This is a genomic window from Variovorax sp. V35 (assembly GCF_041154465.1).
In the GTDB taxonomy this organism is placed as follows: Bacteria; Pseudomonadota; Gammaproteobacteria; order Burkholderiales; family Burkholderiaceae_C; genus Variovorax; species Variovorax boronicumulans.
Genome location: NZ_AP028666.1, coordinates 4,837,850 through 4,862,046, shown reverse-complemented (window position 1 = coordinate 4,862,046; position 24,197 = coordinate 4,837,850). Strand labels below are relative to the sequence as shown.

The 24,197-nt window shown below is 69.7% G+C and carries 24 protein-coding genes; 11 read left to right on the top strand and 13 right to left on the bottom strand.

Annotation, left to right across the window (positions count from 1 at the left end; translation table 11 throughout):
- From ACAM42_RS22380 to ACAM42_RS22370, 3 genes are all read right to left on the bottom strand, one after another.
- Nucleotides 1–651, bottom strand: coding sequence for an ABC transporter ATP-binding protein (locus tag ACAM42_RS22380; protein WP_369629456.1), 651 nt, complete (start codon nucleotides 649–651; stop codon nucleotides 1–3).
- Nucleotides 648–1,634 (bottom strand): tRNA (adenosine(37)-N6)-dimethylallyltransferase MiaA, encoded by a 987-nt coding sequence (miaA, locus tag ACAM42_RS22375; protein WP_369629455.1) that lies wholly within the window; start codon nucleotides 1,632–1,634, stop codon nucleotides 648–650. The genes ACAM42_RS22380 and miaA overlap by 4 nt, the downstream gene beginning before the upstream one ends.
- Nucleotides 1,635–1,728: 94 nt before the next feature.
- Nucleotides 1,729–2,658, bottom strand: coding sequence for an AraC family transcriptional regulator N-terminal domain-containing protein (locus tag ACAM42_RS22370; RefSeq protein WP_369629454.1), 930 nt, complete (start codon nucleotides 2,656–2,658; stop codon nucleotides 1,729–1,731).
- Nucleotides 2,659–2,863: 205 nt separating this feature from the next.
- On the opposite strand from ACAM42_RS22370, the gene ACAM42_RS22365 reads away from it, so the two are divergent.
- Genes ACAM42_RS22365 through ACAM42_RS22355 form a run of 3 tightly spaced genes read left to right on the top strand, consistent with a single transcriptional unit; the run spans nucleotide 2,864 to nucleotide 5,996 of the window.
- Nucleotides 2,864–3,211, top strand: coding sequence for a c-type cytochrome (locus tag ACAM42_RS22365; RefSeq protein WP_307635475.1), 348 nt, complete (start codon nucleotides 2,864–2,866; stop codon nucleotides 3,209–3,211).
- Nucleotides 3,212–3,248: 37 nt separating this feature from the next.
- Nucleotides 3,249–3,722: a (2Fe-2S)-binding protein gene (locus ACAM42_RS22360; RefSeq protein ID WP_062478499.1), complete on the top strand. Its 474-nt coding sequence runs from the start codon at nucleotides 3,249–3,251 to the stop codon at nucleotides 3,720–3,722.
- Nucleotides 3,723–3,731: 9 nt separating this feature from the next.
- Nucleotides 3,732–5,996, top strand: a complete 2,265-nt coding sequence (locus tag ACAM42_RS22355) for a molybdopterin cofactor-binding domain-containing protein (RefSeq protein ID WP_369629453.1) — start codon at nucleotides 3,732–3,734, stop codon at nucleotides 5,994–5,996.
- A 31-nt stretch (nucleotides 5,997–6,027) separates the two neighbouring features.
- On the opposite strand, the gene ACAM42_RS22350 is transcribed toward ACAM42_RS22355, so the two are convergent.
- Entirely contained in the window at nucleotides 6,028–7,020 is a 993-nt protein-coding gene (locus ACAM42_RS22350; RefSeq protein ID WP_175497121.1) for an alpha/beta hydrolase, read from the bottom strand.
- Between the two features lie 215 nt (nucleotides 7,021–7,235).
- Nucleotides 7,236–8,039, bottom strand: a complete 804-nt coding sequence (locus tag ACAM42_RS22345; protein ID WP_369629452.1) for a helix-turn-helix transcriptional regulator — start codon at nucleotides 8,037–8,039, stop codon at nucleotides 7,236–7,238.
- A 103-nt stretch (nucleotides 8,040–8,142) separates the two neighbouring features.
- Here ACAM42_RS22345 and ACAM42_RS22340 point away from each other — a divergent pair, with 103 nt between their 5' ends.
- Complete coding sequence (locus tag ACAM42_RS22340) at nucleotides 8,143–9,708, top strand: MFS transporter (RefSeq protein ID WP_369629451.1); 1,566 nt, start codon at nucleotides 8,143–8,145, stop codon at nucleotides 9,706–9,708.
- A gap of 3 nt (nucleotides 9,709–9,711) precedes the next feature.
- On the opposite strand, the gene mutL is transcribed toward ACAM42_RS22340, so the two are convergent.
- Nucleotides 9,712–11,607 carry a DNA mismatch repair endonuclease MutL gene (mutL, locus tag ACAM42_RS22335; RefSeq protein WP_369629450.1) on the bottom strand — a complete coding sequence of 632 codons (1,896 nt, stop codon included), beginning with the start codon at nucleotides 11,605–11,607 and terminating at the stop codon, nucleotides 9,712–9,714.
- Between the two features lie 260 nt (nucleotides 11,608–11,867).
- On the opposite strand from mutL, the gene ACAM42_RS22330 reads away from it, so the two are divergent.
- The 3 genes from ACAM42_RS22330 to ACAM42_RS22320 all read left to right on the top strand — a co-directional run bounded on the left by ACAM42_RS22330 (nucleotide 11,868) and on the right by ACAM42_RS22320 (nucleotide 16,198).
- The gene (locus ACAM42_RS22330) at nucleotides 11,868–13,658 is read left to right on the top strand and encodes an IlvD/Edd family dehydratase (RefSeq protein ID WP_369629449.1); all 1,791 of its coding nucleotides are present in this window, start codon (nucleotides 11,868–11,870) and stop codon (nucleotides 13,656–13,658) included.
- 319 nt (nucleotides 13,659–13,977) lie between these two features.
- Nucleotides 13,978–14,799, top strand: a complete 822-nt coding sequence (locus tag ACAM42_RS22325; RefSeq protein WP_369629448.1) for a fumarylacetoacetate hydrolase family protein — start codon at nucleotides 13,978–13,980, stop codon at nucleotides 14,797–14,799.
- A gap of 46 nt (nucleotides 14,800–14,845) precedes the next feature.
- Nucleotides 14,846–16,198, top strand: coding sequence for an MFS transporter (locus tag ACAM42_RS22320; protein WP_369629447.1), 1,353 nt, complete (start codon nucleotides 14,846–14,848; stop codon nucleotides 16,196–16,198).
- Between the two features lie 4 nt (nucleotides 16,199–16,202).
- Here ACAM42_RS22320 and ACAM42_RS22315 read toward each other — a convergent pair whose 3' ends face one another.
- On the bottom strand, nucleotides 16,203–17,141 hold the full coding sequence (locus ACAM42_RS22315; protein WP_369629446.1) for a LysR family transcriptional regulator: 939 nt from the start codon (nucleotides 17,139–17,141) through the stop codon (nucleotides 16,203–16,205).
- Complete coding sequence (locus tag ACAM42_RS22310; protein ID WP_369629445.1) at nucleotides 17,138–17,647, bottom strand: N-acetyltransferase family protein; 510 nt, start codon at nucleotides 17,645–17,647, stop codon at nucleotides 17,138–17,140. Before ACAM42_RS22310 ends, ACAM42_RS22315 begins: the two co-directional genes overlap by 4 nt.
- A gap of 49 nt (nucleotides 17,648–17,696) precedes the next feature.
- Here ACAM42_RS22310 and ACAM42_RS22305 point away from each other — a divergent pair, with 49 nt between their 5' ends.
- Nucleotides 17,697–18,362 carry a DedA family protein gene (locus ACAM42_RS22305; RefSeq protein WP_062478522.1) on the top strand — a complete coding sequence of 222 codons (666 nt, stop codon included), beginning with the start codon at nucleotides 17,697–17,699 and terminating at the stop codon, nucleotides 18,360–18,362.
- A gap of 73 nt (nucleotides 18,363–18,435) precedes the next feature.
- Here the strand turns inward: ACAM42_RS22305 and ACAM42_RS22300 are convergent, their stop codons facing one another.
- Both ACAM42_RS22300 and ACAM42_RS22295 read right to left on the bottom strand, forming a co-directional pair.
- Nucleotides 18,436–18,726 (bottom strand): glycine zipper domain-containing protein, encoded by a 291-nt coding sequence (locus ACAM42_RS22300; RefSeq protein ID WP_223301444.1) that lies wholly within the window; start codon nucleotides 18,724–18,726, stop codon nucleotides 18,436–18,438.
- Between the two features lie 139 nt (nucleotides 18,727–18,865).
- A complete protein-coding gene (locus ACAM42_RS22295) occupies nucleotides 18,866–19,294 on the bottom strand; it encodes a helix-turn-helix domain-containing protein (protein ID WP_159276157.1) in 429 nt (142 codons plus the stop codon).
- Nucleotides 19,295–19,379: 85 nt separating this feature from the next.
- On the opposite strand from ACAM42_RS22295, the gene ACAM42_RS22290 reads away from it, so the two are divergent.
- Nucleotides 19,380–20,249, top strand: a complete 870-nt coding sequence (locus tag ACAM42_RS22290; RefSeq protein WP_369629444.1) for a class I SAM-dependent methyltransferase — start codon at nucleotides 19,380–19,382, stop codon at nucleotides 20,247–20,249.
- On the top strand, nucleotides 20,242–20,742 hold the full coding sequence (locus tag ACAM42_RS22285; RefSeq protein ID WP_369629443.1) for a DUF2938 domain-containing protein: 501 nt from the start codon (nucleotides 20,242–20,244) through the stop codon (nucleotides 20,740–20,742). Before ACAM42_RS22290 ends, ACAM42_RS22285 begins: the two co-directional genes overlap by 8 nt.
- A 1-nt stretch (nucleotide 20,743) precedes the next feature.
- Here ACAM42_RS22285 and ACAM42_RS22280 read toward each other — a convergent pair whose 3' ends face one another.
- Both ACAM42_RS22280 and tsaE read right to left on the bottom strand, forming a co-directional pair.
- Nucleotides 20,744–22,243, bottom strand: a complete 1,500-nt coding sequence (locus ACAM42_RS22280; RefSeq protein ID WP_369629442.1) for an N-acetylmuramoyl-L-alanine amidase — start codon at nucleotides 22,241–22,243, stop codon at nucleotides 20,744–20,746.
- Nucleotides 22,240–22,734, bottom strand: coding sequence for a tRNA (adenosine(37)-N6)-threonylcarbamoyltransferase complex ATPase subunit type 1 TsaE (gene tsaE / locus ACAM42_RS22275; RefSeq protein WP_056579690.1), 495 nt, complete (start codon nucleotides 22,732–22,734; stop codon nucleotides 22,240–22,242). Before tsaE ends, ACAM42_RS22280 begins: the two co-directional genes overlap by 4 nt.
- Here tsaE and queG point away from each other — a divergent pair.
- Nucleotides 22,720–23,802 (top strand): tRNA epoxyqueuosine(34) reductase QueG, encoded by a 1,083-nt coding sequence (gene queG / locus ACAM42_RS22270; RefSeq protein ID WP_175497049.1) that lies wholly within the window; start codon nucleotides 22,720–22,722, stop codon nucleotides 23,800–23,802. The genes tsaE and queG overlap by 15 nt on opposite strands.
- Here the strand turns inward: queG and arsC are convergent.
- Nucleotides 23,799–24,179 (bottom strand): arsenate reductase (glutaredoxin), encoded by a 381-nt coding sequence (gene arsC, locus ACAM42_RS22265; protein ID WP_369629441.1) that lies wholly within the window; start codon nucleotides 24,177–24,179, stop codon nucleotides 23,799–23,801. The two genes, queG and arsC, sit on opposite strands and share 4 nt — an antisense overlap.
- Nucleotides 24,180–24,197: the final 18 nt, after the last annotated feature.

Genomic DNA, 24,197 nt, shown 5'->3' with positions numbered 1-24,197 from the left:
TCAGGCCCGGATACCGCTCGCCGTCAGGTGCAGCAACCGGTCCGCGCGCGCCGCCGCGCTCTCCGAGTGCGTGACCAGCACCAGCGAGGCACCGTGCTCGCGTGTCTGGCCGATCAGCAGGTCCATCACCTTCGCGGCGGTGGACGGGTCGAGGTTGCCGGTAGGCTCGTCGGCGAGCAGCAGCGCGGGACGGTGCACCAGCGCGCGGGCGATGGCCACGCGTTGCAGCTGGCCGCCTGAGAGCGTCTGCGGCAGCCGCGAACCCATGCCGGGCAGGCCGACGGCTTCGAGCATGTGGGCCACGCGCGCGTCTTCGCGTGGGCGGCCCAGCAGCATCAGCGGCAGCGACACGTTCTGCGCCACGTCGAGGTGCGGCAGCACGTGGAAGGCCTGGAACACGAAGCCCACGTGCTGGCGGCGCCAGAGCGCGCGGGCCTCGCCGTCGAGCGCGCCGATGTCGGTGCCGTCGTGCGACACGCTGCCTTCGTCCCAGCTGTCGAGGCCGGCCATGCAGTTGAGCAAGGTCGATTTGCCGACGCCCGATTCGCCCACGATGGCGACGAACTCGCCGGGCGCGACCTGCAGGCTCACGTGTTCGAAGACCGGTGCATCGCCGTAGTGCTTGCCGAGGTTGGTGAGGTGCAGCGTCATGCGGGCGTCGCCCCGCGTGCGATGTGGGCGATGTGCTGCACGGCGGCCTGCACCGCATCGGGCGCGTCGCAGGCGATCACGGTGCGCTGCGGCATGCTGCGCAGCCAGGTGATCTGCCGCTTGGCGAGCTGGCGCGTGGCGGCGATGCCGCGCTCGCGCAGTTCGTTCAGGGCCTTGGCGTCGGGCGGTGCGTCGCCGCAGGCGTCGAACATTTCCCAGGCCTGGCGGTAGCCGACGCAGCGCATCGAGGGCAGGTCGGGCGACAGGTCGCCGCGCGCGCGCAGCGCCTTCACCTCGTCGAGAAAACCGGCTGCGAGCATGGTGTCGAAGCGCTCGGCGATGCGGCCGTGCAGCCAGGCGCGGTCCTCCGGTTCGAGCGACACGAGCACGCCGCCATCGACGGCCTTGGCGGCCTTGGTGTCGCTGGCGTGGAAGCTCGACAGCGGCTGGCCGCTGCTTTCCCACACCTCGAGCGCGCGCTGGATGCGCTGACTGTCCTGCGGCGCGAGCCGCGCGGCGGTGACGGGGTCGACCTGCGCCAGCCGCGCATGCATGGCGGGCCAGCCGAGCGCGGCGGCTTCGGCGTCCAGGCGCGCGCGCACGGCGGGGTCGGCCGCGGGCATGGCGTCGATTCCGTCGAACAGCGCCTTGAAGTACAGCATGGTGCCGCCCACGAGCAGCGGCAGTGCGCCGCGCGCGCGGATGTCATCGATCAGACGCGTGGCGTCGGCCACGAAGGCTGCGGCGCTGTAGCTGTCGCGCGCGTCGAGGATGTCGATCAGGTGGTGCGGCACGGCGGCCTGCTCGGCGGCGGTGGGCTTGGCGGTGCCGATGTCCATGCCGCGGTAGACCAGTGCCGAGTCGACGCTGACGATCTCGACCGGCTGCAGCCGGGCCACGGCCAGGGCGACGGCGGTCTTGCCGGACGCGGTGGGGCCGGCGAGCGCGATGTAGCGCGGGGGAACAGGGGAAGCGGGGGGCATGCGTCGAGGGTAGCAAATGGCACGCACCGGGCGGCTGCCCGGGGCTTGTCTGGAACGCCAGCCAGCAGCGCGGGGCTTGCCTGCGACGCAGCGCTCAGGCGACGGCGGTCGCGTCCCGCATCCGCCGGATGTCGCGCAGCGGCGGCGCACCGAACAGGCGCGCGTATTCGCGGCTGAACTGCGAGGCGCTTTCGTAGCCCACGCGCACGCCGGCGGTGCCGGCATCGATGTTCTGGTTCAGCATCAGCTGCCGGGCTTCCTGCAAGCGCAGCTGCTTCAGGTACTGCATCGGGCTCATGCCGGTCACGGCGCGGAAGTGCTGGCGGTAGGTCGACGGGCTCATGTGCGCCGACGCGGCCAGCTCGTCCGCCTGCACGGGCTTCCTGAAATTCATCTTGAGCCACGCCAGGCTCTGCGCCACCTGCTGGCAGGGCGAGCCGACGGTCACGAGGCGCTGCAGCTGCGGGCCGTGGCGCCCGGCGAGCAGGCGCACGACGATCTCCTTTTGCAGCAGCGGCGCGAGCTGCGGAACGAGCTGGGGCTCGGCCAGCAGCTCGACGAGCCGCGTGACGGTGCCCAGCAGCGTCGGGTCGAGTGCGCCCAGTGACAGGGCGCGCTGGTTGTGGGGCTCCCTGGACGGCGGCGGAAGTGCCATCTCGGTCGCGACCTGCACGATGGCGCGCGGATCGAGTCGGATCATGAGGCCCAGGAAGGGCTGCGCCGCGCTGGCGCGGGTGACATGGGCCACCACGGGCAGGTCGGCCGTGATCAGCAGCGACTGGCCGGCGCCGTATTCATAGATCTCGTCGCCGAGCGCCGCGCGCTTCTGTCCGCCGACGGTGATGCCCAGGCCGAAGCCGTAGATGCAATGCACGGGCTCGGTCGCGGCGCTGCGACGGTGCAGCGAGAGTTCGGGAATGGCGGTGGCGTGGTCGCCGTCGTTTCGGGCAATGCGCCCGACGGCCGTAGCCAGGGCACCGAGGACGGCCGAATCGTCTGGCTGCGTCGGCTGTAGCACTTCCATCTGAATCCTTTCGGGTGCTTGCGCAAAGTCTAGCGGGCGCTTCTCATGCGCTTGGCGTTTTTGGCGCAGTCTCGTTGTTTCAGGCAAGAACGCGCGCGGATTGGGCAAGTGGCGGCGGGCGCTTCATCGGACACTGGCCGCCGTGAAGTCCCGCCGCGCGCGGCGCGAGGACCGTGCTTTCCCCTCCACGATGATGAAAAAAGAAATGACCCACGACGAACGACATCCGCATCGCATCACCGCCTCGCTCGTGGCCGCACTGGCCATCGGCGCGAGCATGGCCGGGTCCGCGCCCGCCTTTGCCAGCACCGCGCTGGCGCAGAAGTACGCATGCGTGGCCTGCCACCAGCCCGCCGTGAAGGTGGTGGGCCCTTCCTGGAAAGAGATCGGCGCGCGCTACGGCGACGGCAAGGGCACGGCCGCGCAACTGGCCGCCAGCATGAAGGCCGGCAGCTCGGGCAAGTGGGGTGCGATGCCCATGCCCGCGCAAGCCCAGGTGCCCGACGCGGACCTGCAGGCGCTCGCGCAATGGGTGCTCGACGGCGCCAAGTGAATCCGACCCATCCCACCTACCCACGGAGAAAACCAACATGAGCGCGCTCCACGTCAACGGCCGTGACCACACGGTCGACGCCGACCCCGGCACCCCCATCCTCTGGGCCCTGCGCGACACGCTGGGCATGACCGGCACCAAGTTCGGCTGCGGCGCGGCGCTGTGCGGCGCCTGCACCGTGCACATGGACGGCCAGGCCATCCGCTCGTGCATCACGCCCATCGCCGCGGCCGAGGGCAAGAAGATCACCACCATCGAAGCCGTGACCGGCGGCAGCGACCGCGTGGGCGCGGCCGTGCATGCCGCGTGGGTCAAGCACGACGTCGCGCAGTGCGGCTACTGCCAGAGCGGCCAGATCATGAGCGCGACCGCCTTCCTGCAGTCGCTGCCCAAGGGCAAGCAGCCCAGCACCGACGAGATCGACTCGGCCATGGCCGGCAACATCTGCCGCTGCGGCACCTACGCCCGCATCCGCGCCGCCGTGGCCGATGCGGCCAAGACCCTCGCCTAAGGAGCCGACATGCTGCCCAACATCGACTACAACGACCTGCCGCGCGCGCTGCAGCGCCTGATGGCCCAGCCTGCGACCGATGACGCCGACGCGGCCGCCACGCTGCCCCGTCGCAGCTTCCTGAAGATGGCCGGCGCCGGCGGCCTCGTGCTCGGCGCTTTCCCTCACATGGCGATGGCGCAGGCCAACGGTCCGGCCAAGGCCGGCGGCGCACTCAAGCCGACGCAACAGCCCTCGGCCTTCGTGCAGATCGCGCCCAACGGCGAGGTCACGGTCACCATCAACCGCCTCGAGTTCGGGCAGGGCGTGCAGACCGGCCTGCCGATGATCCTGGCCGAAGAGCTCGACGCCGACTGGGCCCTGGTGCGCAGCCGCAGCGGCACCAACGATGCCGCCTACGCCGACCCGCTGTTCGGCATGCACCTGACCGGCGGTTCCAACTCGATAAAGAACAGCTACACGCAGTACCGCGAACTGGGCGCGCGTGCGCGGGCCATGCTGCTGTCGGCCGCGGCGCAGCGCTGGAAGGTCGACGTGGCCACGCTGCGCACGCAGGCCGGCACGGTCATCGGCCCGGGCGGGCGCAAGGCGGGCTACGGCGAACTGGCCGAAGCGGCCATGGCCCTGCCGGTGCCCGAGACGGTCACGCTGAAGAGCCCGAAGGACTTCCGGATCATCGGCCGCCCGACCACGCGCTTGGACGCGCGCGCCAAGAGCAGCGGGCGACAGGACTTCGGCATCGACGTGAAGCAGCCCGGCCAGCTCACGGCCGTGGTGGCGCATCCGCCGGTGTTCGGCGCCCGTCTGGCCTCGGTGGACGACAGCGCCGCGCGCGCCGTCAAGGGCGTGAAGGCCGTGCTGCGCATTCCGCTGGACCGCGGCGCCGAGGGCGTGGCCGTGGTGGCCGACGGCTACTGGCCCGCCAAGCTGGGTCGCGACGCGCTCAAGCTGCAGTGGAACACCGACGCGGTGGAGAAGGTCGACAGCGACAAGCAGCTGGCCCAGTACCGCGAACTGGCCGGCCGCCCCGGCAACCGCAAGTTCGACGCCGACATGGCGCCGCTGGCCGGCGCGCCGCACAAGCTCGAGGCCGAGTTCGTGTTTCCCTACCTGGCCCACGCGCCCATGGAGCCGGAGAACTGCACCGTGAAGCTGTCGGACGGCCGCGCCGAGCTGTGGGTCGGCACGCAGTCCGCCGACCTCGACGGCCAGGCCGCGGCACGCACGCTGAAGCTCGACCCCGCGCAGGTGAAGGTGAACGTGCAGATGGCGGGTGGCGGCTTCGGCCGGCGCTTCGTGGGCTCGAGCGACTTCGTCGTCGAGGCCTGCGAGATCGCCAAGGCCGCGCGCGCCGCCGGCCTGAAAGACGCCCCCGTGCGCCTGCTGTGGAGCCGCGAGGACGACATCAAGGGCGGCTACTACCGCCCCATGCACCTGCACCGCGCACGCATCGGTTTCGATGCGCGCGGCAAGATCCTCGCGTGGGACCACGTGATCGTCGGCCAGTCCATCACCGCGGGCACGGTGTTCGCGGGTTCCATGGTGAAGGACGGCATCGACGCCACGGCCGTCGAGGGCATGCGCGATCCGTACCCCGTGCCGATGCGCCTCACGGTGCACCACCCGCAGGTCAACGTGCCGGTGCTGTGGTGGCGCAGCGTGGGCTCCACGCACACCGCCTTCGTGATGGAAACGCTGATCGACGAGATCGCCCGCACGACCAAGCAGGACCCGGTGGCCTACCGCATGAGCCTCTTCGGCGACAAGCACCCGCGCCACCGCGCCGCGCTGCAGCTGGCCGTGGACAAGAGCGGCTACGGCAAGAAGAAGCTGGCCGAAGGCCGCGCCTGGGGCGTGGCCGTGCACGAGTCTTTCGAGTCGGTGGTGGCCTATGTGGTCGAAGCGTCGGTGAAGGACGGCCAGCCCGTGCTGCACCGCGTGACCTCGGGCGTGCACTGCAACCTGGCGGTGAACCCGCGCAGCGTGGAAGCGCAGGTGCAGGGCGCGGCGGTGATGGGGCTGTCGACCTGCCTGCAGGGCAGCGCCATCACGCTGAAGGACGGCGTCGTGCAGCAGGGCAACTTCGGCGACTTCAGCGTGGCGCGCATCACGCAGGTGCCCGAGTTCGATGTGCACATCGTGCCGAGTGCCGATGCGCCCAAGGGGATGGGGGAACCCGGCCTGCCGCCGCTGGCGCCTGCCTTCGCCAACGCCGTGGCGCGGCTGACGGGCAAGCCCTTGCGCCAGCTGCCGTTCGATCTGGCCTCGGCCTGACGCGGGAACGGAACCGGTTGAAGAAGCCGGTTTAGATGGCGGCGGGGGCGGGCGTGTGCGCCTCGCCCCGCACCTCTTGCGGCGACAGCGCCGCGGAAGGCAATGAAGGCTGTGCAGGCCGCGGCGACACCAGCCGCGGCTGCGGCCGGCTGTCCGCCACGGTGCTGCTGTCCTCGGGCTTCATGCGAAACAGCTGCGACAGCGCCGCGCGGTACTGCGTCGCGCCCACCGAGTTGGTGTTGTGGTGCGAGCCGCCCTCGACCAGCACGAACATCTTGGGCACCGTGGCCGCGTCGTACAGCTTGCGCCCGAGCGTCGGGTTGATCAGGCTGTCGGCGGTGCCGTGCACCACGAGCAGCGGCGCGCCGATGTCCTTGACCGTGCGAATCGCCTCGAAGCGCTGCGTGATGAACGGGCCGAAGGGCAGCCAGCCCCACTTGAAGCTGCTGGCCACGTCGGCGATGGAGGTGAAGGTGCTCTCGACGATGGTGCCGCTCTCGTCGTTCACCGTGGCCGCCAGGTCGATGCCGATGGCGCCGCCCAGCGAGTGGCCGAAGATGTAACGGTGCTGGCGCGGATGGCGTGCGGCCAGCCAGGTCCAGGCGGCGCGGGCGTCTTCGCGGGCCGAGGCTTCCGAGGGCAGGCCCTTGGAGCTCTTGCCGAAGCCGCGGTAGTCGATGGCCAGCACCGAGAAGCCCAGCTCGTGCATGCGCTGGATGCGCGGTGCCGAGCCGGCCACGTTGTAGCGCGCACCATGCAGGTACAGCAGCACGGGGGTCTCGGTGGTTTCGGGGGCGCCGCCGAGCCACAGGCCGTGCAGGCGCGCCGGTTCACCGGTGATGGACGACTGGAAGTCGATCCACACGTCCTGCATGCCTTCGGTCATCTGGGCCGAATTGCCCCAGCTGCGGTCGCTGGGCTGGAAGATCCATTCGCGCTGGCGTTCGTCGAGGGTCGAACAGCCGGCTGCCAGGAGGGCACAGAGCGAAAAGATGGACGCGAGGAGGGGCCAGCGTTTGATCATGGGGTGGAGGGACAGCGAAAGTCGGCCGAAAGTTCATCTGCTTGCTTTCTGAAACGCGTCGGCATCGCGTGTCAGCTCCCCCTGTGCAGCGCTCGCCGGCGCCTGGCACGAGACCATGCAACGTGCGTGCCCGCACCGTGGATGACGCCACAAAACCCTCGAAAACCCTCAAAAACGGCGCTGATGGCGCTTATCTGCCGCACAGGCCCCGGTGTTCAGCCCGGCGCCGGCTGCACGAAATACACCACCATCCGCAGGTGCCGGTGCGTGTCGACCACCAAGGTTTCGTGGTGAAACTCCAACGGTCCGCTGTCGGCCATCTGTACGCATCCGAGCCCGCGCCGGGCGGGCGCGCTGTCGGGGGTGTCCCACCAGCGGCGGAAGTCGGGGGAGAGTGCTTTCAGGTCCGTGACCAGACCCAGCATGGCCGGATCGTCGGGTGCGACGGCGAAGTCGTATCGGAATTGCGCCAGCAGCCCGGGCGCATCGTCGCGCCAGGCGGGCAGGTGCCGGCGCAGTTCGGGGTCGGCGAACACCATGCGCAGCAGGTTGCGCACTTCGGGTTCGCGCGCGCTGAAGCCGAACAGCGCCTCGGCCGCGGCGTTCCAGGCCACGACATCCCAGCGCAGGTTGCACACGTAGGCGGGGCGGGTTGGCAGGTCGTCCATCAGCTGCTGGATGTGGGGCGTGACCGACACCGGCTGATAGGCCTCGGGCGGTGGCGGGCGCTTGTGGGCCAGCAGGAACAGGTGGCTGCACTCGGCGTCGTCCAGCTTCAGGGCATGCGCCACGCCGAGCAGGAATTTCTGCGACACCTGGATCTCGCGCCCCTGTTCGAACCAGGTGTACCAGGTGAGCCCCACGCCGGCCATCACCGCGACCTCTTCGCGCCGCAGGCCGGGCGTGCGGCGCCGCCCCTGCGAGGGCAGGCCGACATCGGCGGGCGTGAGCTTGCGGCGGTGCCGGGTCAGGAACTCCGACAGCTCGTTCTTGGTGCGGCTGAGGCTGCGTTCGATCAAGCCTGTTGTCTCCAGTAATAGGATAAGCGCTTAAATTGTAATGTGATGATCTTGTCCTGAAGATGGGGCTTCCGCAACCCGAACGCGCACCCGGAGGCCCCTTTTGACCGCACCTTGCGATTCACTTTCCCTTTCCGACCACCTTCCGGCCGCGAGGCGCGAAGGCCGCGCCGGCGCCCGCGAATGGACCGGGCTCGCGCTGCTGGCGCTGCCGACCTTGCTGCTCGGCCTCGACCTCACGCTGCTGCACCTGGCACTGCCCGCGCTGGCCCTGGACCTGCGCCCCACGAGCGCGCAGGCGCTGTGGATCGTCGATGCCTACGGTTTCATGATTGCCGGCTTCCTCGTCACGATGGGCACGCTGGGCGACCGCATCAGGCGGCGCAAGCTGCTCATGGTGGGCGCGGCGGCGTTCGGCGCGGCGTCGGTGATCGCGGCCTGTTCGACCAGCGCCAACCAGCTGATCGCCGCACGTGCCGTGCTCGGCGTGGCGGGCGCGACGCTGATGCCGTCGACGCTGGCGCTGATCAGCAACATGTTCCTGCACCCGCACCAGCGCGCGCTGGCGATCGGGCTGTGGGCGACCATGTTCGCGCTCGGCATGGCGGCCGGGCCCGTGGTGGGCGGCCTGCTGCTCGCGCACCACGGCTGGGGCGCGGCCTTTCTGGTCGCGCTGCCGGTGGTCGGGCTGCTGCTGGTGGCCGCGCCGTTCCTGCTGCCGGAGTACCGCGCGCCGCAGCAGGGGCGGCTCGATCTGCCCAGCGTCGCGCTGTCGCTGCTTGCGTTGCTGCCGGTGGTCTACGGCATCAAGCAGGTCGCGAAGGACGGAATCGGCATTGGCGCCGTGCTGGCGCTCGTCGGTGGGCTGGCGTTCGCGCTGGGGTTCGTCCGGCGGCAACGGCGGTTGCGCCATCCGCTGATCGACCTCGGCCTGTTCGCCAGCCGGGCCTTCAGCGTCGCGCTCGTGGTGCTGCTGGTGGGGCTGATCGGTGTCGGTGGGACGATGCTGCTGGTGACCCAGTACCTGCAGCTGGTGGCGGGTCTGTCACCACTGCAGGCCGGGCTGTGGATGGGCCCGCCGGCGCTCGCGATGCTGGTGGCCGGCATCACCGCGCCGCTGCTCGCGCGGCGCATCCGGCCGGGCCATGTGATGGCGGGTGCGCTGGGGTTGTCGGTCGTGGGCTACCTGGTGCTGAGCCAGCTCGATCGCACGCCGCATGGCATCGCGTGGGTGACGGCCGCGTTCTCGCTCGTGTACCTCGGCCTGGGCACCATCGCCGCGCTGGGGACCGACCTGGTCGTGGGCGCCGCGCCGCCCGAGAAGGCGGGATCGGCCTCGGCCTTGTCCGAAACGGTGCAGGAGCTGGGCCTGGCCGTGGGCATCGCCACGCTGGGCAGCCTGACGACGGCGGTGTATCGCACGCGGATGGGCGAGCCGATCGGCGGCATGGCCGTGAACCTTCAACGCGCGGTATCGGACAGCCTGGCCGGCGCCACGGCGGTCGCGCATGAATTGCCCGCTGGCGTGCTCGAACAGGCGCAAGCCGCCTTCCTCGCAGGACTGAATGCCGCCGCAGCCACCAGCGCCGTCAGCATCGCAATCTTGGCAGTGCTGGCCGCCGTCACGCTGCGGCATGTCGGCGTGGCCGCCGATGACGCGAAACCTTGAGGCTCAGCGCCCGCGCATGAACAGCGAATCGAGCTCGCGGATCGACAGCTGGCGCCAGGTCGGCCGGCCGTGGTTGCACTGGTCGGAGCGCTCGGTGGCTTCCATCTGGCGCAGCAGGCCGTTCATCTCGTCGATGGTGAGCTTGCGGTTGGCGCGCACTGCACCGTGGCAGGCCATGGTCGACAGCAGCTCGTTCTGCGCGCGCTGCACCACGGTGCTCGCGTCGTGCTGGCCCAGTTCGGCGAGCACGCTGCGCGCCAGCTCCACCGGGTCGCCGTCGGCCAGCGTGCCGGGCACGGCGCGCACCGCCAGCGTGCGGGCCGAGAAGGGCGTGATCTCCAGCCCCAGCGTGGGCAGCACCTCGGCGCAGGCTTCGGCCGTGGCCACTTCCTGCGGCGTGGCGGCGAAGGTGGCCGGAATCAGCAGCGGTTGGCTCGTGATGGCCGCGCCGTCGAGCTGGGTCTTGAGCCGCTCGTAGACGATGCGCTCGTGCGCCGCGTGCATGTCGACGATCACCAGGCCCTGGCTGTTCTCGGCCAGGATGTAGATGCCCTGCAACTGGGCCAGCGCGCGGCCCAGCGGCCAGGCGTCCTGGTTCATGACGGGCGCTGGCATGGGGGCCAGGGCCTCGCTGTCGGGCAGTCCGACCGGCGCGCGGAACGACATCGCCGGCGCTTCGGTCTGCCACTGTGACGGGGCCGTGACCGGCGCATGCCCCTGTTCCTCGGTGCGCCGCGGCCACATGGCCTCGAAGTCGCCGGTGCCGCGCTCGCGCGCCTGGAACGGGATCGCGGGCTGCGACCAGCTGGCGCTCGGCGGCAGCGGGGTCTGCTTGAAGAAGGGCTGCGGCGGCGCGTCGGCCGGTGCCAGCGCATCGCCGGCGCGCGGCGCGGCCAGCGCGTCCTCGATGGCGTGGCGCACCGCCTGGTGCACCTCGCGCCCGTCGCGAAAGCGCACCTCGATCTTGGTCGGGTGCACGTTGACGTCGACGCGCGCCGGGTCGATCTCCAGGTACAGCACGTACACCGGCTGGCGCTGGCCGTGCAGCACGTCTTCGTAGGCGCTGCGCACCGCGTGCGACAGCACCTTGTCGCGCACGAAGCGGCCGTTGACGTAGAAGAACTGCTGGTCGTTGCGCGAGCGCGCCGCGTCGGGAATGCCGGCACGGCCGACCACGCGCACCGGGCCGCCTTCGCGCAGCACGGAGACGCTCTGCGACACGAAGTCGTCGCTCAGCGCATCGGCCAGCCGCTGCTCGGGCGTGGCGGCGGCGCGCCATTGTTCGATCAACTTGCCGTCGTGCCAGACCGAAAAGCCCACCTCGGGCCGGGCCAACGCATGGCGGCGCACGGCCTCGATGCAGTGGGCCAGCTCGGTGGCGTCGGTCTTCAGGAACTTGCGCCGCGCGGGCGTGGCAAAGAACAGCTCGCGCACCTCGACCGTGGTGCCCACCGAGCGCGCCACGGGCCGCAGCTCGCCCGTGCCGCCGTCGAGCACGAAGGCGCTGTCGGCGCCGGTGAAGCGCGAAAGGATGCTGAGCTCGGCGATTGCGTTGATGGCCGCCAGCGCCTCGCCGCGAAAGCCCATGGTGCCGACCGTTTCGAGGTCGCTCAGGCTCGCGATCTTGCTGGTGGCGTGGCGGCGCAGTGCCACCGTGAGTTCTTCGCGGGGAATGCCCAGGCCGTCGTCTTCCACCGAGATCAGCCGCACGCCGCCCGAGGCCAGCCGCACGGTGATCTGGCGCGCGCCGGCGTCCAGCGCGTTGTCGAGCAGTTCACGCACCACCGAGGCGGGGCGCTCGACCATTTCACCGGCGGCGATCTGGCTGATCAGCTCGTCGGGGAGTTCACGGATCGGGCGGCGTTCGGCGGGGGGGAGGGAGGAGGGTAGGGCACTCACCGGAAACATTCTAAAAGCGGGGGCGCGGACCGGACTTTCTACAGGGTATCGAGGTGTTCGGGAGGTGTATTTGGCGCGCTTATACCGATCCTCAACCGATCTCATTGGCTTTGGCGAAGGCGAAAACCTAAGCTCCCTCTCGCCAACGTATTCGCACAACAAGAACGCACCGGAGACACCCAGGACATCGCCATGGCCCACCGCCATGCCGCGCAGGGGGCCGCCGCGCGCGTTCGCCGACCACCCTGAAAGCCGACGCCATGACGACACCCCGCCCCCTGCGCTCCGCCGCCTGGTTCAACAACCCCGAACACAGCGAGCTCTCGGTCCTGCACCTGGCCTGGTTCCTGAACTACGGCCTCACCCGCGAAGAGCTGCAATCGGGCAAGCCGATCATCGGCATCGCGCAAAGCGGCTCCGACCTCACGCCCTGCAACCGCCACCACCGCGAGCTGTCGCTGCGGGTGCGCGAAGGCATCCGCGAGATGGGCGGCATCGCGATGGAATTCCCGATGCACCCGATCCAGGAGAACGGCCGCCGCCCCACGGCCGCGCTCGACCGCAACCTGGCCTACCTGGGGCTCGTCGAGATCCTCACGGGCTACCCGATCGACGGCGTGGTGCTGACCACCGGTTGCGACAAGACCACGCCCGCCGCGCTGATGGCCGCGGCCACCGCCAACATCCCCGCCATCGTGCTGTCGGGCGGCCCCATGCTCAACGGCTGGCACGAAGGCCAGCGCACCGGCACCGGCACCACGCTGTTCAAGGCGCGCGAGCTGTTCGCCAAGGGCAGCATCGACTTCCCCGGCTACATCGACCTCGTGGGCTCCACCGTGCCCTCGGCCGGCCACTGCAACGTGATGGGCACGGCCTCGACCATGAACGCCCTGGCCGAAGCACTGGGCATGAGCCTGCCCGGCTGCGCGGCCATTCCCGCGCCGTACCGCGAGCGCGGCCAGATGGCCTACGAAACCGGCCGGCGCATCGTCGACATGGTGCGCGAAGACCTCAAGCCCTCGGACATCCTCACGCGCTCGGCCTTCGAGAACGCGATCGTCGTCAACTCGGCCATCGGCGGTTCGACCAACGCGCCGATCCACCTCATCGCCATCGCCAAGCACGCCGGTGTCGAACTCAACATCCAGGACTGGGAAAAGGTCGGCCTCGACGTGCCGCTGCTGCTCGACATGCAGCCCGCCGGTAAGTACCTCGGCGAGGAGTTCTACCGCGCGGGTGGTGTGCCCGCCGTGGTCGCGGAACTGCACCGCCACGGCCTGATCCGCACCGACGCGCGCACCGTCAACGGCCACACCCTGGCGACCAACTGCGCCGACGCGCCGGTGAAAGACGCCGACGTGATCCGCCCCTTCGACCAGCCGCTGCGCGAGAACGCCGGCTTCCTCGTGATGTCGGGAAACCTCTTCGACAGCGCGATCATGAAGACCAGCGTGATCTCCGACGAGTTCCGCGCGCGCTACCTGAGCCGGGCCGGCGACCTCGACGCCTTCGTGGGCCGCGCCATCGTGTTCGACGGCCCGGAAGATTTCGAAGCCCGCATCGAAGACCCGTCGCTGGACATCGACGCGAGCTGCATCCTGTTCATGCGCGGCGTCGGCCCCATCGGGCACCCGGGCTCGTCGGAGGTGGTCAACATGCGCGCGCCGTCGCATCTGCTCAAGAGCGGCGTGTCGGCCTTGCCCTGCATCGGCGACGGCCGGCAGTCGGGCACCTCGGGTTCGCCGTCGATCCTCAACGCCTCGCCCGAAGCCGCTGCGGGCGCGGGCCTGGCACTGCTGCAGACCGGCGACAAGGTGCGCGTGGATTTGAAGGAGCGCACCGTCAACATGCTCGTCGACGACGCGGTGCTGCAAGCGCGCGCCCGTGACCTCGAAGCGAAGGGCGGCTACCCGATTCCCGCGAGCCAGACACCGTGGCAGGAAATCCAGCGCGCGATGGTGGACACGCTCTCTGAAGGCATGGTGCTGAAGCCGGCGACCAAGTACCAGCGCGTGGCGCAGACGGCGGGGATTCCTCGTCGGAATCACTGAGGACGGTTGCTGTTCAGGGCGCGATCCCGCCGACGGGTGCCTTGCTCCGCGAATGTCCTCCGGCCTGCGGCCTCCCCCTTGATTTCGCTGCGCAAGGCACCCATCGACGTGATCGTCGAGCCGAGCGGTTGTTGATCGGCGCGCACCAGCGATGTGTCCCGTGCTCAGGACACTGGGTGCTTCCCGCAGCGAAATCAAGGAGGAGGGGCGAAGCCCCGGGGGACATTCGCGGAGGGAAGTACCCGGTGGCCTGAGCACACGCCCTGAATGAACCCACCCCCGCACCCAGAATTTTTTAAATCAGAAGAAGGAGTCAGACATGAAGTGGATGAGCGTTCAAACGCCGCAGGGCCCCCGCGTGGGCTACATCAAGGACGGCGCACTGCAGCCCGTCGATGCGGCCCGCATGCAGGACATCGTCGAAGGCCAGCCCTGGCGCGACGCAGGCCAGCCGATCCCGCTCGCCGACGTCAAGCCCACCTTGCCGTTCGCACCGAGAAACATCATCTGCATCGGCGCCAACTACCGCGACCATTGCATCGAGACCGGCCTGGCCATCCCCGAGAAGCCCGTCGTCTTCGCCAAGTTCACCAACACGCTGGCGGCCGAAGGCGACGCGATCACCTGGCCCGAAGGCTTCACCGAGAAGGTCGACTGGGAAGCCGAACTCGGCGTCGTCATCGGCCAGCGCGCACAAGGCGTGAGCGAAGCGGATGCGCTCTCGCATGTGTTCGGCTACGTCGCCGCCAACGACGTGAGCGCGCGCGACGTGCAACTGGGCGAGGCGCAATGGGTGCGCGGCAAGTCACTCGACGGCTTCTGCCCGCTCGCGCCCACCGTCGTCACGCGCGACGAAGTGGCCGACGTGCAATCGCTGGGCATCCGCTGCCTCGTCAACGGCGAGGCCGTGCAGTCGTCCAACACCAGCGAAATGATCTTCTCGGTCGCGTTCCTCGTGGCGTACCTCTCGCGCGCCATCACGCTCGAACCCGGCGACCTGATCCTCACCGGCACGCCCGCGGGCGTCGGCCTGGGCCTGAAGCCGCCACGCTTCCTGAAGCGCGGCGACGTGGTCTCGGTCGAGATCGACGGGCTGGGTTCGGTGACGAACCCGGTCCATGGCGCGGTCGCACGCGGCTAGCCTCCACGGCTTCCAGACAGACCTAACTATTCAGGAGACAACAACAATGACAACCACGAGTCCCTACGGCGAGCTGGTCACAGGCGCCATCCACAAGGCGCGCTGGCGCCTGCTGCCCATGCTGATCGTCATGTACATCATGTCGATTCTTGATCGCGTGAACGTCGGCTTCGCCAAGCAGGCGCTGCAGATCGACACCGGCCTGAGCAACAGCGCCTTCGCGCTCGGCGCCGGCATCTTCTTCGTGAGCTACGCGATCTTCGAAGTGCCGAGCAACGTGATCCTGTCGCGCGTCGGCCCGCGCATCTGGCTGTGCCGGATCATGGTCACCTGGGGGCTCGTGGCCTCGGCCATGATGTTCGCCACCACCGAGACCTCCTTCTACGTGCTGCGCTTCCTGCTCGGCATCGCGGAGGCGGGCTTCTACCCCGGCGTGCTGCTCACGCTGACCTACTGGTTTCCCGCCAAGGTGCGCGCGCAGGCCAACGGCATTTTGCTGTTCGGCTTTGCGGGCGCGCTCGTCATCGGCGGGCCGATCTCCGGCGCGCTGCTCGACATGAACGGCATCGGCGGCCTCAAGGGCTGGGAGTGGATGTTCCTCATCGAGGGCCTGATGGCCGTGGTGGTGGGCGTCGTGGCCTTCTTCGTCATCGTCGACCGGCCGCACAACGCGCCCTGGCTCACGACCGCGCAGCAGAACGCACTGCAGGCCGTGCTCGACCAGGAAGCGGCGGAGAAGTCGGCCGACAGCCCGCAGACCGTGTGGCAGACGCTGTGCAATCCGCGCGTCATGTTCTTCGCGCTGAATTTCTTCATCGTGCAGATCGCCGCCTACGGCCTCATCTTCTATCTCCCGACCCAGGTGGGGCAGATCCTGGGCCAGAAGATCGGCCTGCTGGTCGGCTTCGTCACCAGCATCCCGTGGCTGCTGGCACTGTTCGTCGTGTACTTCGTCACGCGCTGGTCCGACCGGCACCACGACCGCCGCCGCGTCACCGTGGCCACGCTGTACACGATCTTCGGCGTGTGCGTGTGCCTGTCGGCGCACGGCTCGCCGATCTTCGCGATCGCGGCGCTGTCGATCGGCGCGTCGACCTACCTGTCGGGCACGCCGATCTTCTATGCCTTCCTGTCGGAGCGGCTGTCGGGCCTGGGCATTGCCACGGGCATCGCGCTGGTCAATTCCATCGGCAACCTGGGCGGCTTCGTGGCGCCCAACCTGCGGACCTACGTGGAGCAGAACCACGGCGGCTCGGCTGCGGGGCTGTACACGCTGGGCAGCGCGGCGCTGCTGGCTGCGCTGATGCTGGCGCTCATGCCGAAGGGCTGGCGCGTGGCGAAGAAGGGCGGGGCTGCGGCGGCGCCGGCGGCCGTGCTCGACGGCCGGGCGCGCGCCTAGTCGTTCAGAAGGCCTGTCGCCAGACGCGCGACAGGGCCTGCCACGCGCAGTCCACCTCCGGCCGCTTGAGCGCGCCGGCCAGGCAGACAAAGCGCAGGTCGCAGCCGATGCTCACCCGGTCGGCAATGACCAGGCCGTCGCGCTGGCTGGCCTGCAGTGCCAGTGCATCGCGCGCCAGCGAAATGCCCACGCCGGCGCGCACCAGCGCCAGCATCGACATCTCCTGGTCGGCCTGCGCGGCTTTCTTCAGCACCAGCTTGTGGGCCTGCAGCACCGGCGCCAGCAGCCGCGAATGTGAGGAGGTCGCCGGTGCCAGCACCCACGGCAGGTACGCCAGCTCGGGCCAGTCGCGGCCCAGCACCTGGGGCGCCCAGCCGCTCGGGCCGATCACCTGGTAGTTGAAGCGCGCCAGCACCTGCGAATGGAACAGCTCGCCGTCGTGACGCCGTGAGGCGGCGCTGGCCTGCGGCAGGTCGGTGGCCTCGGGGTCGCCGAGGTAGAAGCCGATGTCGAGTTCCTTGTTCAGCAGTTGGGCCAGCACGTCGCCGCTCGTGCCCTGATGCAGCTCGGTCTCGAGCTCGGGCGCCAGCGCCACCAGTTCGGTGAGGAAGGGGCTGAGCCGCGTGAAGTCGGGGTCGAGGATGGTGCCGATGCGCAGCGAGCCGCGCACGCCGCCCTTGAGCCGCTCGGCGGCCACCGCGAAATCGCTCAGGCTCTCGAGCGCATGTTCGGCGTGGTTGAGCAGCGCCGCGCCGTCGCGCGTGAGCAGCAGGCCGGTGGGCGTGCGCTGGAACAGCTCCAGCTCGACCAGCGCGCCCAGCTCCTTGAGCTGCAGGCTCACGGCCGGCTGCGTGAGGAACAGGCGCTGCGCGCCGCGCGACACCGAGCCCTCGCGGGCCACGGCCACGAAGGCCTGCAGGAGCCGGGGCTCGATCTTCTTCATGCCGCGCCGGGGAAAGGCTGCAGCTGCTTGTACATGACGAAGGCGTCCACGAAGCCCAGCTGCGGATGCCTGAATGCGCCCGGCAGCGTGCCGACGATGGCGAAGCCCATGTGCTGCCACAGCCGCACCGCGCGCTCGTTGGTGGAGACGACGAAGTTGAACTGCATCGCCAGGAAGCCCATGCGCAGGGCCTGCTGCTGCGAGTGTTCGCACAGCGCCGAGGCCACGCCCAGGCCGCGCGCCGCCTCGGACACCACGTACCCGCAGTTGCTCACGTGCGCGCCCTGGCCGGGCTGGTTGGGGCGGATCACATAGGTGCCGAGCACGGCGCCTTCGTCGTTGCAGGCCACGAAGGTCAGGGTGGGCACCTTCATCCACGAATGGCGGGCCTGTTCTTCCGTCACATCGGGCGGGTAGGTGTAGGTGTCGCCGCGGCGGAACGTCGGTTCGAGAACGGCCCAGAGGCTGGGCCAGTCGGTATCGAGGGCTTCGCGGATCTGGATCATGGGGTGATTCGGAAAAGGTGCGGCATGCCAACAAGGATAATCCGCGCCCATGGAAATCATCAGCTTTCTCGTCGACTTCATCCTTCACGTCGACAAACACCTCGAGGCCTTCGTGGTCGCCTACGGCCCCTGGGTCTATGCGCTGCTGTTCCTGATCGTGTTCGTCGAGACCGGCGCGGTGGTCATGCCGTTCCTGCCGGGCGACTCGCTGCTGTTCATCGTCGGGGCGCTGTGCGGCGTGGGGCTCATGAGTTTTCCGCTGGCCTGCGGCATCCTGATCGCGGCGGCCATCCTGGGCGACCAGTGCAACTACTCGATCGGGCGCTACTTCGGGCCCAAGGTGTTCCAGTGGGAGAACTCGCGCTTCTTCAACCGCAAGGCCTTCGACCAGGCCCACAGCTTCTACGAACGCTACGGCGGCATCACCATCGTGCTGGCGCGCTTCATGCCCTTCATTCGCACCTTCGCGCCCTTCGTGGCCGGCGTGGCCGAGATGAACCGCGCGAAGTTCACGGCCTACAACGTGGGCGGTGCGCTCATCTGGGTGCTGGGCATCGCCACCGCGGGCTACTTCTTCGGCAACCTGCCGTTCGTGCGTCAGCACCTGGACAAGATCATCTGGGCGCTGATCTTCGTGCCCGGCCTGCTGGCCATCTTCGGCGCGTGGCGCGCCTCGAAGGCCGAGAAGGCGCGGGCGGCGGCATCGCAGGCCTGAGCGGCTCCCGGCTCGCCGCCAAGAAAAAACGCGCCGGAGGGCGCGTTTTTTCGTTGAGGGTTGGAAGGATCAATCAGTAGCGCGGCCCGTTGTCCGGGTAGTAGCCACTGCCGCGCGGGTAGCGTTGCTGGTTGTAGTAGTTGCGCTCGTCGACGTTGCGGCCCACCTGGTTGCCGATGATGCCGCCGATGGCCGCGCCGCCGAGCGTGCTGCCCGTGTTGCCGCCGATCGCATGGCCCACCGCCGCGCCGCCGAGTGCGCCAATGCCGGTGCCGAGGTTCTGGTTCGGACCGCTCGCACAACCTGCCAGCGTCATGACCGAAGTGGCAGCTGCAGCGGCGATCCAGAGACGTGTCTTCAACATGAGGTCCACCTTTCGAGAGTGATGGCTCATCATGGTCAAAAGTATGCATTTCGCGGTGTAGGAGCCTGCCGCGCTTGCCTGTGCGCAGGGGCGCGTGTTGCGGAACGCAACGCCTGAAAGCGGGTGTGGCCAGGTGGTGCTATGGGGTGCGCGGCTTCGGCGCCTTCTTCTTCGGGGCTTCCAGCGCACCCGACGACGCCGCCCGCAGGATGCGGCGGAAGGTGGGGCATTCCATGTGGCTGGGCGCGGGGCAGACCGCCGCATGCCGCAGGCCGTCGCGCATCGCCGTGAGCTGGCGGATCGTGCGGTCCAGGTCCTGCGCCTTGTCCGCGAGCACCTGCCGGTCGATGCGCGGCTTGCCTTCGGGCGAGAACATGTGGCCGATTTCCTCCAGCGAGAAACCGGCGGCGCGCCCCAGCGCGATGAGCGCCAGCCGCTCCAGCACCTCGGGCGCGAACACGCGGCGCAGGCCGTGCCGGCCGGTCGAGGCGATCAGCCCTTTTTCTTCATAGAAGCGCAGCGTCGAGGCGGGAACGCCGGCGCGTTGCGCCACTTCCGAAATGTCCATGTGCCGGCCCCCTCTTGACTTCAAGTCGACTTGAATTGGCACAGTCTAGCTCTCGCCGCTTGAAGGCACCTGAAGGAAAACGATCATGGACGACACATCTCCCGCCAATGCCGAGCAGGCCGCCTTGTGGAACGGCCACGCTGGCAGCGCCTGGGTCCGGACGCAGGCCGTGCTCGACGCGATGTTCCAGCCGCTCGAAGCGCGGCTGACCGACGCGGTGCGCGCCGTGGGCGCACGCCGCGTGCTCGACGTCGGCTGCGGCACCGGTCGCACGACGCTCGCCGTGGCGCGGCAACTCGGCCCGGCGGGCCAATGCCTTGGCGTCGACATCTCGGCGCCGATGATCGAGGCGGCGAAGGCCCGCGCTGCACGCGAGGTGCTCCCGTCGGCCCGCTTCGTCTGCGCCGACGTGCAGGGCCATGCCTTCGAGCCGGCCGCGTTCGACACGGTCATCTCGCGCCTGGGCGTGATGTTCTTCGACGACCCGGTGCGGGCCTTCACGAACCTGCGGCACGCGTCGACCGACGGTGCGGCCCTGCGCTGCATCGCCTGGCGCGGCGGGGCTGACAACCCGTTCATGACCACGGCCGAGCGCGCCGCCGCGCCGCTGCTGCCCGGCCTGCCGCCGCGCCAGCCGAACGCACCGGGCCAGTTCGCGTTCGCTGACCGCGCGCGGGTCGCGGGCATCCTCGAGGCGAGCGGATGGGGCGAGGTCGACATCCAGCCCTTCGAGGTCGAGTGCGCGTTCCCCGCGACGGCGCTGGCCGACTACTTCACGCGGCTCGGGCCGGTCGGCCTGGTCCTGCAGGAGGTGGATGCCACAACGCGCGCGCAGGTCGTCGAGACGCTGCATGCCGCCTTCGCGCCCTATGTGCAGGGCGACGACGTGCGCTTTGTCGCGGCCTGCTGGATGATCGCGGCGCGCGCGCCGGGGCGGGAGCGTGGCCATGTCTGAGGCCGTCGAATGCGCGCTGCGCACGCTGTGGATCGGCGCCGGCGCGACGGTGGTGATGGACCTGTGGGCCGTGCTGCGCCAGCGCCTGTTCGGCATCCCCTCGCTGGACTACGCGCTCGTCGGTCGCTGGCTCGTGCACCTGACGCGCGGGCGCTTCTTTCACGACCCCATCGGCAAGTCGCCGCGCGTGGCGGGCGAGGGCGTCATCGGCTGGACCGCGCACTACCTGCTCGGCATCGCGTTCGCGGCCGTGCTGCTCGTAGGTTGGGGGCTGGCGTGGGCGCGCCAGCCGACGCTGGTGCCTGCGTTGATCGTCGGCGTCGGCACCGTGCTCCTGCCGTTCTGCGTGATGCAGCCGGCGATGGGGGCGGGCTTTGCGGCGCGCCGCACGCCGCGCCCGGCGATGGCGCGGTTCCAGAGCTTGGTCACGCACGCGGTCTTCGGCGTCGGCCTTTATCTGGCCGCGTGGGTCGCCCGCGTGGCGGGCTTCTAGGTCACAGCTGGCGGCTGCGCGCCAGCGGCGGGTTCTGCGCAAAGTAGCGCTGGATGCCGCGCATCAGCGCGTCGGCCAGGTTCTCCTGGTAGTCGGCGCGGCGCAGGTTGGCCTCTTCCTCGGGGTTGCTGATGAAGGCCGTCTCGACCAGCACGCTCGGGATGTCGGGCGCCTTCAGCACCGCGAAACCGGCCTGCTCGACCTGCGCCTTGTGCAGCCGCGCGCCGATGCCCTTGATTTCGCCGAGCATCGCGCCGCCGAGCTTCAGGCTGTCGTTGATCTGCGCGGTGGTGCTCATGTCGAGCAGCGCGCGCTGCACCTGCGCCTCGTGGTTGCCCACGTTCACGCCGCCGACCTTGTCGGCGTCGTTTTCCTTGTTGGCCAGCCAGCGCGCGGCGCTGCTGGAGGCGCCGCTCTGGCTCAGTGCGAACACGCTGGCGCCGCGCGCGGCGGGCGTGGTGAAGGCGTCGGCATGGATGCTCACGAACAGGTCGGCCTGCACGCGCCGCGCCTTCTGCACGCGCACGCCCAGCGGCACGAAGAAGTCGGCATCGCGCGTGAGAAAGGCGCGCATCGGGCTGCCGTTGACGCTGGCCGCGTTGATGCGCTCGCGCAGGCGGTGCGCCACCTGCAGCACGATGTCTTTCTCGCGCGTGCCGTTCGGGCCGATGGCGCCGGGGTCTTCACCGCCGTGGCCGGGGTCGAGCGCCACGATGATGATGCGGTCGGTGCGGCTGGCCGTGGCGCGCGGCGGCGGACCGGGCGGCGTCACGGGCCGAGCCGGGGGCGCAGCGGCCACCACGGGCGGCGGTGCCGGCGGCAGCGGCATGCCGCCGGGCGGCAAGGCCGGTGCGGGCGCGGAGGGCGCGGGGCGCGCGGCCTGCTGCGCCATCAGGTCGCCCAGCGGGTCGCCGGGCGGCATCGCGGGGCGCACGGGCGCGGGGGCCGGCGACGGCGTGGCGGGGGCGGGCGGGGCGGTGGCGACGACCGGGCCGTTGCTGGGGGTGGTGCTGCTGCCGTTCTTGGGCGCATCGCGCAGCCGCTCGGCGATCAGCGCTTCCATCGGGTCGATGGCCTGTTCGGGGTACAGGTCGAGCACCAGCCGGTGCTTGTAGGCGGCGACGGGCGCCAGCGAGAACACCTGCGGGCGCACGGTCTGCTTCAGGTCGAACACGATGCGCACCACCTTCGGTGCGTTCTGCCCGATGCGCAGGCCGTTGATGTACGGGTCGCCGGGCTTGATCTTGCCGACCAGGTCGCGCAGCTCGGTGTTCAGGTCGATGCCCTCGATGTCCACGGCCAGCCGGGGCGGGCTGCCGACCACGAGCTGCTGCGAGTTGAGGCGGGCGTCGGACTCGATGGTCACGCGGGTGTAGTCGGCGGCGGGCCACACGCGCACGGCGAGGATGCTGGCGCCGCGCGCGATCTGGTGCACGCCCAGCATCAGCGCGATGCTGCCGCCTTGCAGCAGCACGCGCCGTTTCAGGCCGGTCGCCTTCATGCGGCCAGGCACGCCAGCAGATCGCTGCCGCGAGGGGTGTTCGCCAGGAGGGTCACGCTGCGGGTGTCGTCGGTCATTGCTTCTATTTTAATAGCTAGGTCGGCAGGTGGGGTGCGCCCCGCGGCGTTTTCCGGCCACTCGGCCAGCTTGAGGCCCGGGCCCGCGAAGATGTCGCGGAAGCCCGCGTCGTCCCATTCGCGCGGGTCGGCGAAACGGTAGAAATCGAAGTGGTAGATGGCCAGCCCGTCGGGCGCCTCGTGCGGCTCGACCACCGCGTAGGTGGGGCTCTTGATGCGTCCGGTGATGCCGAGCGCGCGCAGCAGGTGACGCACGAAGGTGGTCTTGCCGGCGCCCAGGTCGCCCTGCAGCGCGATGAAAGCGTCGCGCAACGCGGGCGATGCGGCGAGCGCGCGCGCCAGCGCGTCGGTGTCGTCTTCGCCCTGCCAGCGCAGGGTGCGCGTTTCTACAATCGGCAAGTGATCGTCAGCCATCCACTCGTTGCTCGTATTCAGGCCTTGGCCCGGGAACTCGGATTCTCCCAAATCGGAATCGCGGGCGTCGATCTGTCGAGCGCCGAAGACGGTCTGATGCAATGGCTGGCCCATGGGTTCCATGGAGAAATGCAATACATGGCAACGCACGGCACGCGCCGCGCGCGGCCCGCGGAGCTGGTGCCGGGCACGGTGAGCGTGATCACCGCGCGCATGGACTACCTGCCGCGCGACACCGACGCCGAGTGGCAGGCCATCGAGTTCGACCGGCTGCGCCGGCCCGGCGAGGCCATCGTGTCGCTGTACGCGCGGGGCCGCGACTATCACAAGGTGCTGCGCAACCGCCTGGCCAAACTGGCCGAGAAGATCGCCGAAGAGGTCGGCCCCTTCGGCCACCGCGCCTTCACCGATTCGGCGCCGGTGCTCGAGGCCGAGCTCGCCTCGCGCAGCGGCCAGGGCTGGCGCGGCAAGCACACGCTGGTGCTCGACCGCGACGCGGGCTCGATGTTCTTCCTGGGCGAAATCTACGTCGACATGGCGCTGCCGCCGAGCGAGCCCGTCAGCGCGCACTGTGGCAGCTGCAGCGCCTGCATCGACGTGTGCCCGACGCGTGCCATCGTCGCGCCGCAGCGGCTCGATGCGCGCCGCTGCATCTCCTACCTGACGATCGAGCACGCCGGCGCCATTCCGGTGGAGCTGCGCCCGCTCATGGCCAACCGCATCTACGGCTGCGACGACTGCCAGCTGATCTGCCCCTGGAACAAGTTCGCGAAGAAGAGCACGCTGCCCGACTTCGACGCGCGCGAGGGGCTCACGGGCCGCACGCTGGCCGAGCTGTTCGCGTGGAGCGAGGAAGATTTCTTGCGCCGCACCGAAGGCAGCCCGATCCGCCGCATCGGCCACGAGCGCTGGCTGCGCAACATCGCGGTGGCGCTGGGCAATGCGGTGCGCTCAGGCGAGGGCGGCGCGAAGGAAGCGCTGGCCACGCGCGCCGAACATCCGAGCGAGCTGGTGCGCGAGCATGTCGCGTGGGGGCTGGCGCAGCAGCCCGAAGATCAACCGACTTAAGCGGGAAGAATCTCGCGCACGCGTTCCCAAGGGCGGCACATGAGCGTGCCGCGCGGCGACACGACGATGGGCCGCTGCAACAGGATCGGGTTCGCCACGATCGCGTCGAACAGCTGGTCGTCCGTCAGTTTCTCGTCCGCCAGCTTCAGTTCTTCGTAGGGCGCTTCCTTCGTGCGCAGCAGGTCGCGCGCCGTCAGGCCCATGGCCTTCGCCAGCTCGCGCAGCTTCTTCTTCGAGGGCGGCGTTTCCAGGTACAGGACGATCTCGGGCTCCACGCCGCTTTCGCGGATCAAGCCCAGCACGTTGCGCGACGTGCTGCAGTTGGGCTTGTGGTAGATCGTCATCGGGTAGGCGGTGGTCGGTGTGCGTGCGGTCATGGCGTCGATTATGAGAAG

What these genes read in the sequence shown, in the direction of transcription:
- ACAM42_RS22360 (WP_062478499.1), top strand. Translation starts at nt 3,249, where the DNA reads ATGAGCGCGCTCCACGTCAACGGCCGTGACCACACGGTCGACGCCGAC.
- ACAM42_RS22325 (WP_369629448.1), top strand. Translation starts at nt 13,978, where the DNA reads ATGAAGTGGATGAGCGTTCAAACGCCGCAGGGCCCCCGCGTGGGCTAC.
- ACAM42_RS22290 (WP_369629444.1), top strand. Translation starts at nt 19,380, where the DNA reads ATGGACGACACATCTCCCGCCAATGCCGAGCAGGCCGCCTTGTGGAAC.
- arsC (WP_369629441.1), bottom strand. Translation starts at nt 24,179, where the DNA reads ATGACCGCACGCACACCGACCACCGCCTACCCGATGACGATCTACCAC.
- ACAM42_RS22320 (WP_369629447.1), top strand. Translation starts at nt 14,846, where the DNA reads ATGACAACCACGAGTCCCTACGGCGAGCTGGTCACAGGCGCCATCCAC.
- ACAM42_RS22380 (WP_369629456.1), bottom strand. Translation starts at nt 651, where the DNA reads ATGACGCTGCACCTCACCAACCTCGGCAAGCACTACGGCGATGCACCG.
- ACAM42_RS22280 (WP_369629442.1), bottom strand. Translation starts at nt 22,243, where the DNA reads ATGAAGGCGACCGGCCTGAAACGGCGCGTGCTGCTGCAAGGCGGCAGC.
- ACAM42_RS22330 (WP_369629449.1), top strand. Translation starts at nt 11,868, where the DNA reads ATGACGACACCCCGCCCCCTGCGCTCCGCCGCCTGGTTCAACAACCCC.
- ACAM42_RS22300 (WP_223301444.1), bottom strand. Translation starts at nt 18,726, where the DNA reads ATGTTGAAGACACGTCTCTGGATCGCCGCTGCAGCTGCCACTTCGGTC.
- ACAM42_RS22350 (WP_175497121.1), bottom strand. Translation starts at nt 7,020, where the DNA reads ATGATCAAACGCTGGCCCCTCCTCGCGTCCATCTTTTCGCTCTGTGCC.
- miaA (WP_369629455.1), bottom strand. Translation starts at nt 1,634, where the DNA reads ATGCCCCCCGCTTCCCCTGTTCCCCCGCGCTACATCGCGCTCGCCGGC.
- ACAM42_RS22295 (WP_159276157.1), bottom strand. Translation starts at nt 19,294, where the DNA reads ATGGACATTTCGGAAGTGGCGCAACGCGCCGGCGTTCCCGCCTCGACG.
- ACAM42_RS22365 (WP_307635475.1), top strand. Translation starts at nt 2,864, where the DNA reads ATGACCCACGACGAACGACATCCGCATCGCATCACCGCCTCGCTCGTG.
- tsaE (WP_056579690.1), bottom strand. Translation starts at nt 22,734, where the DNA reads ATGGCTGACGATCACTTGCCGATTGTAGAAACGCGCACCCTGCGCTGG.
- ACAM42_RS22285 (WP_369629443.1), top strand. Translation starts at nt 20,242, where the DNA reads ATGTCTGAGGCCGTCGAATGCGCGCTGCGCACGCTGTGGATCGGCGCC.
- ACAM42_RS22305 (WP_062478522.1), top strand. Translation starts at nt 17,697, where the DNA reads ATGGAAATCATCAGCTTTCTCGTCGACTTCATCCTTCACGTCGACAAA.
- ACAM42_RS22310 (WP_369629445.1), bottom strand. Translation starts at nt 17,647, where the DNA reads ATGATCCAGATCCGCGAAGCCCTCGATACCGACTGGCCCAGCCTCTGG.
- ACAM42_RS22370 (WP_369629454.1), bottom strand. Translation starts at nt 2,658, where the DNA reads ATGGAAGTGCTACAGCCGACGCAGCCAGACGATTCGGCCGTCCTCGGT.
- ACAM42_RS22315 (WP_369629446.1), bottom strand. Translation starts at nt 17,141, where the DNA reads ATGAAGAAGATCGAGCCCCGGCTCCTGCAGGCCTTCGTGGCCGTGGCC.
- ACAM42_RS22355 (WP_369629453.1), top strand. Translation starts at nt 3,732, where the DNA reads ATGCTGCCCAACATCGACTACAACGACCTGCCGCGCGCGCTGCAGCGC.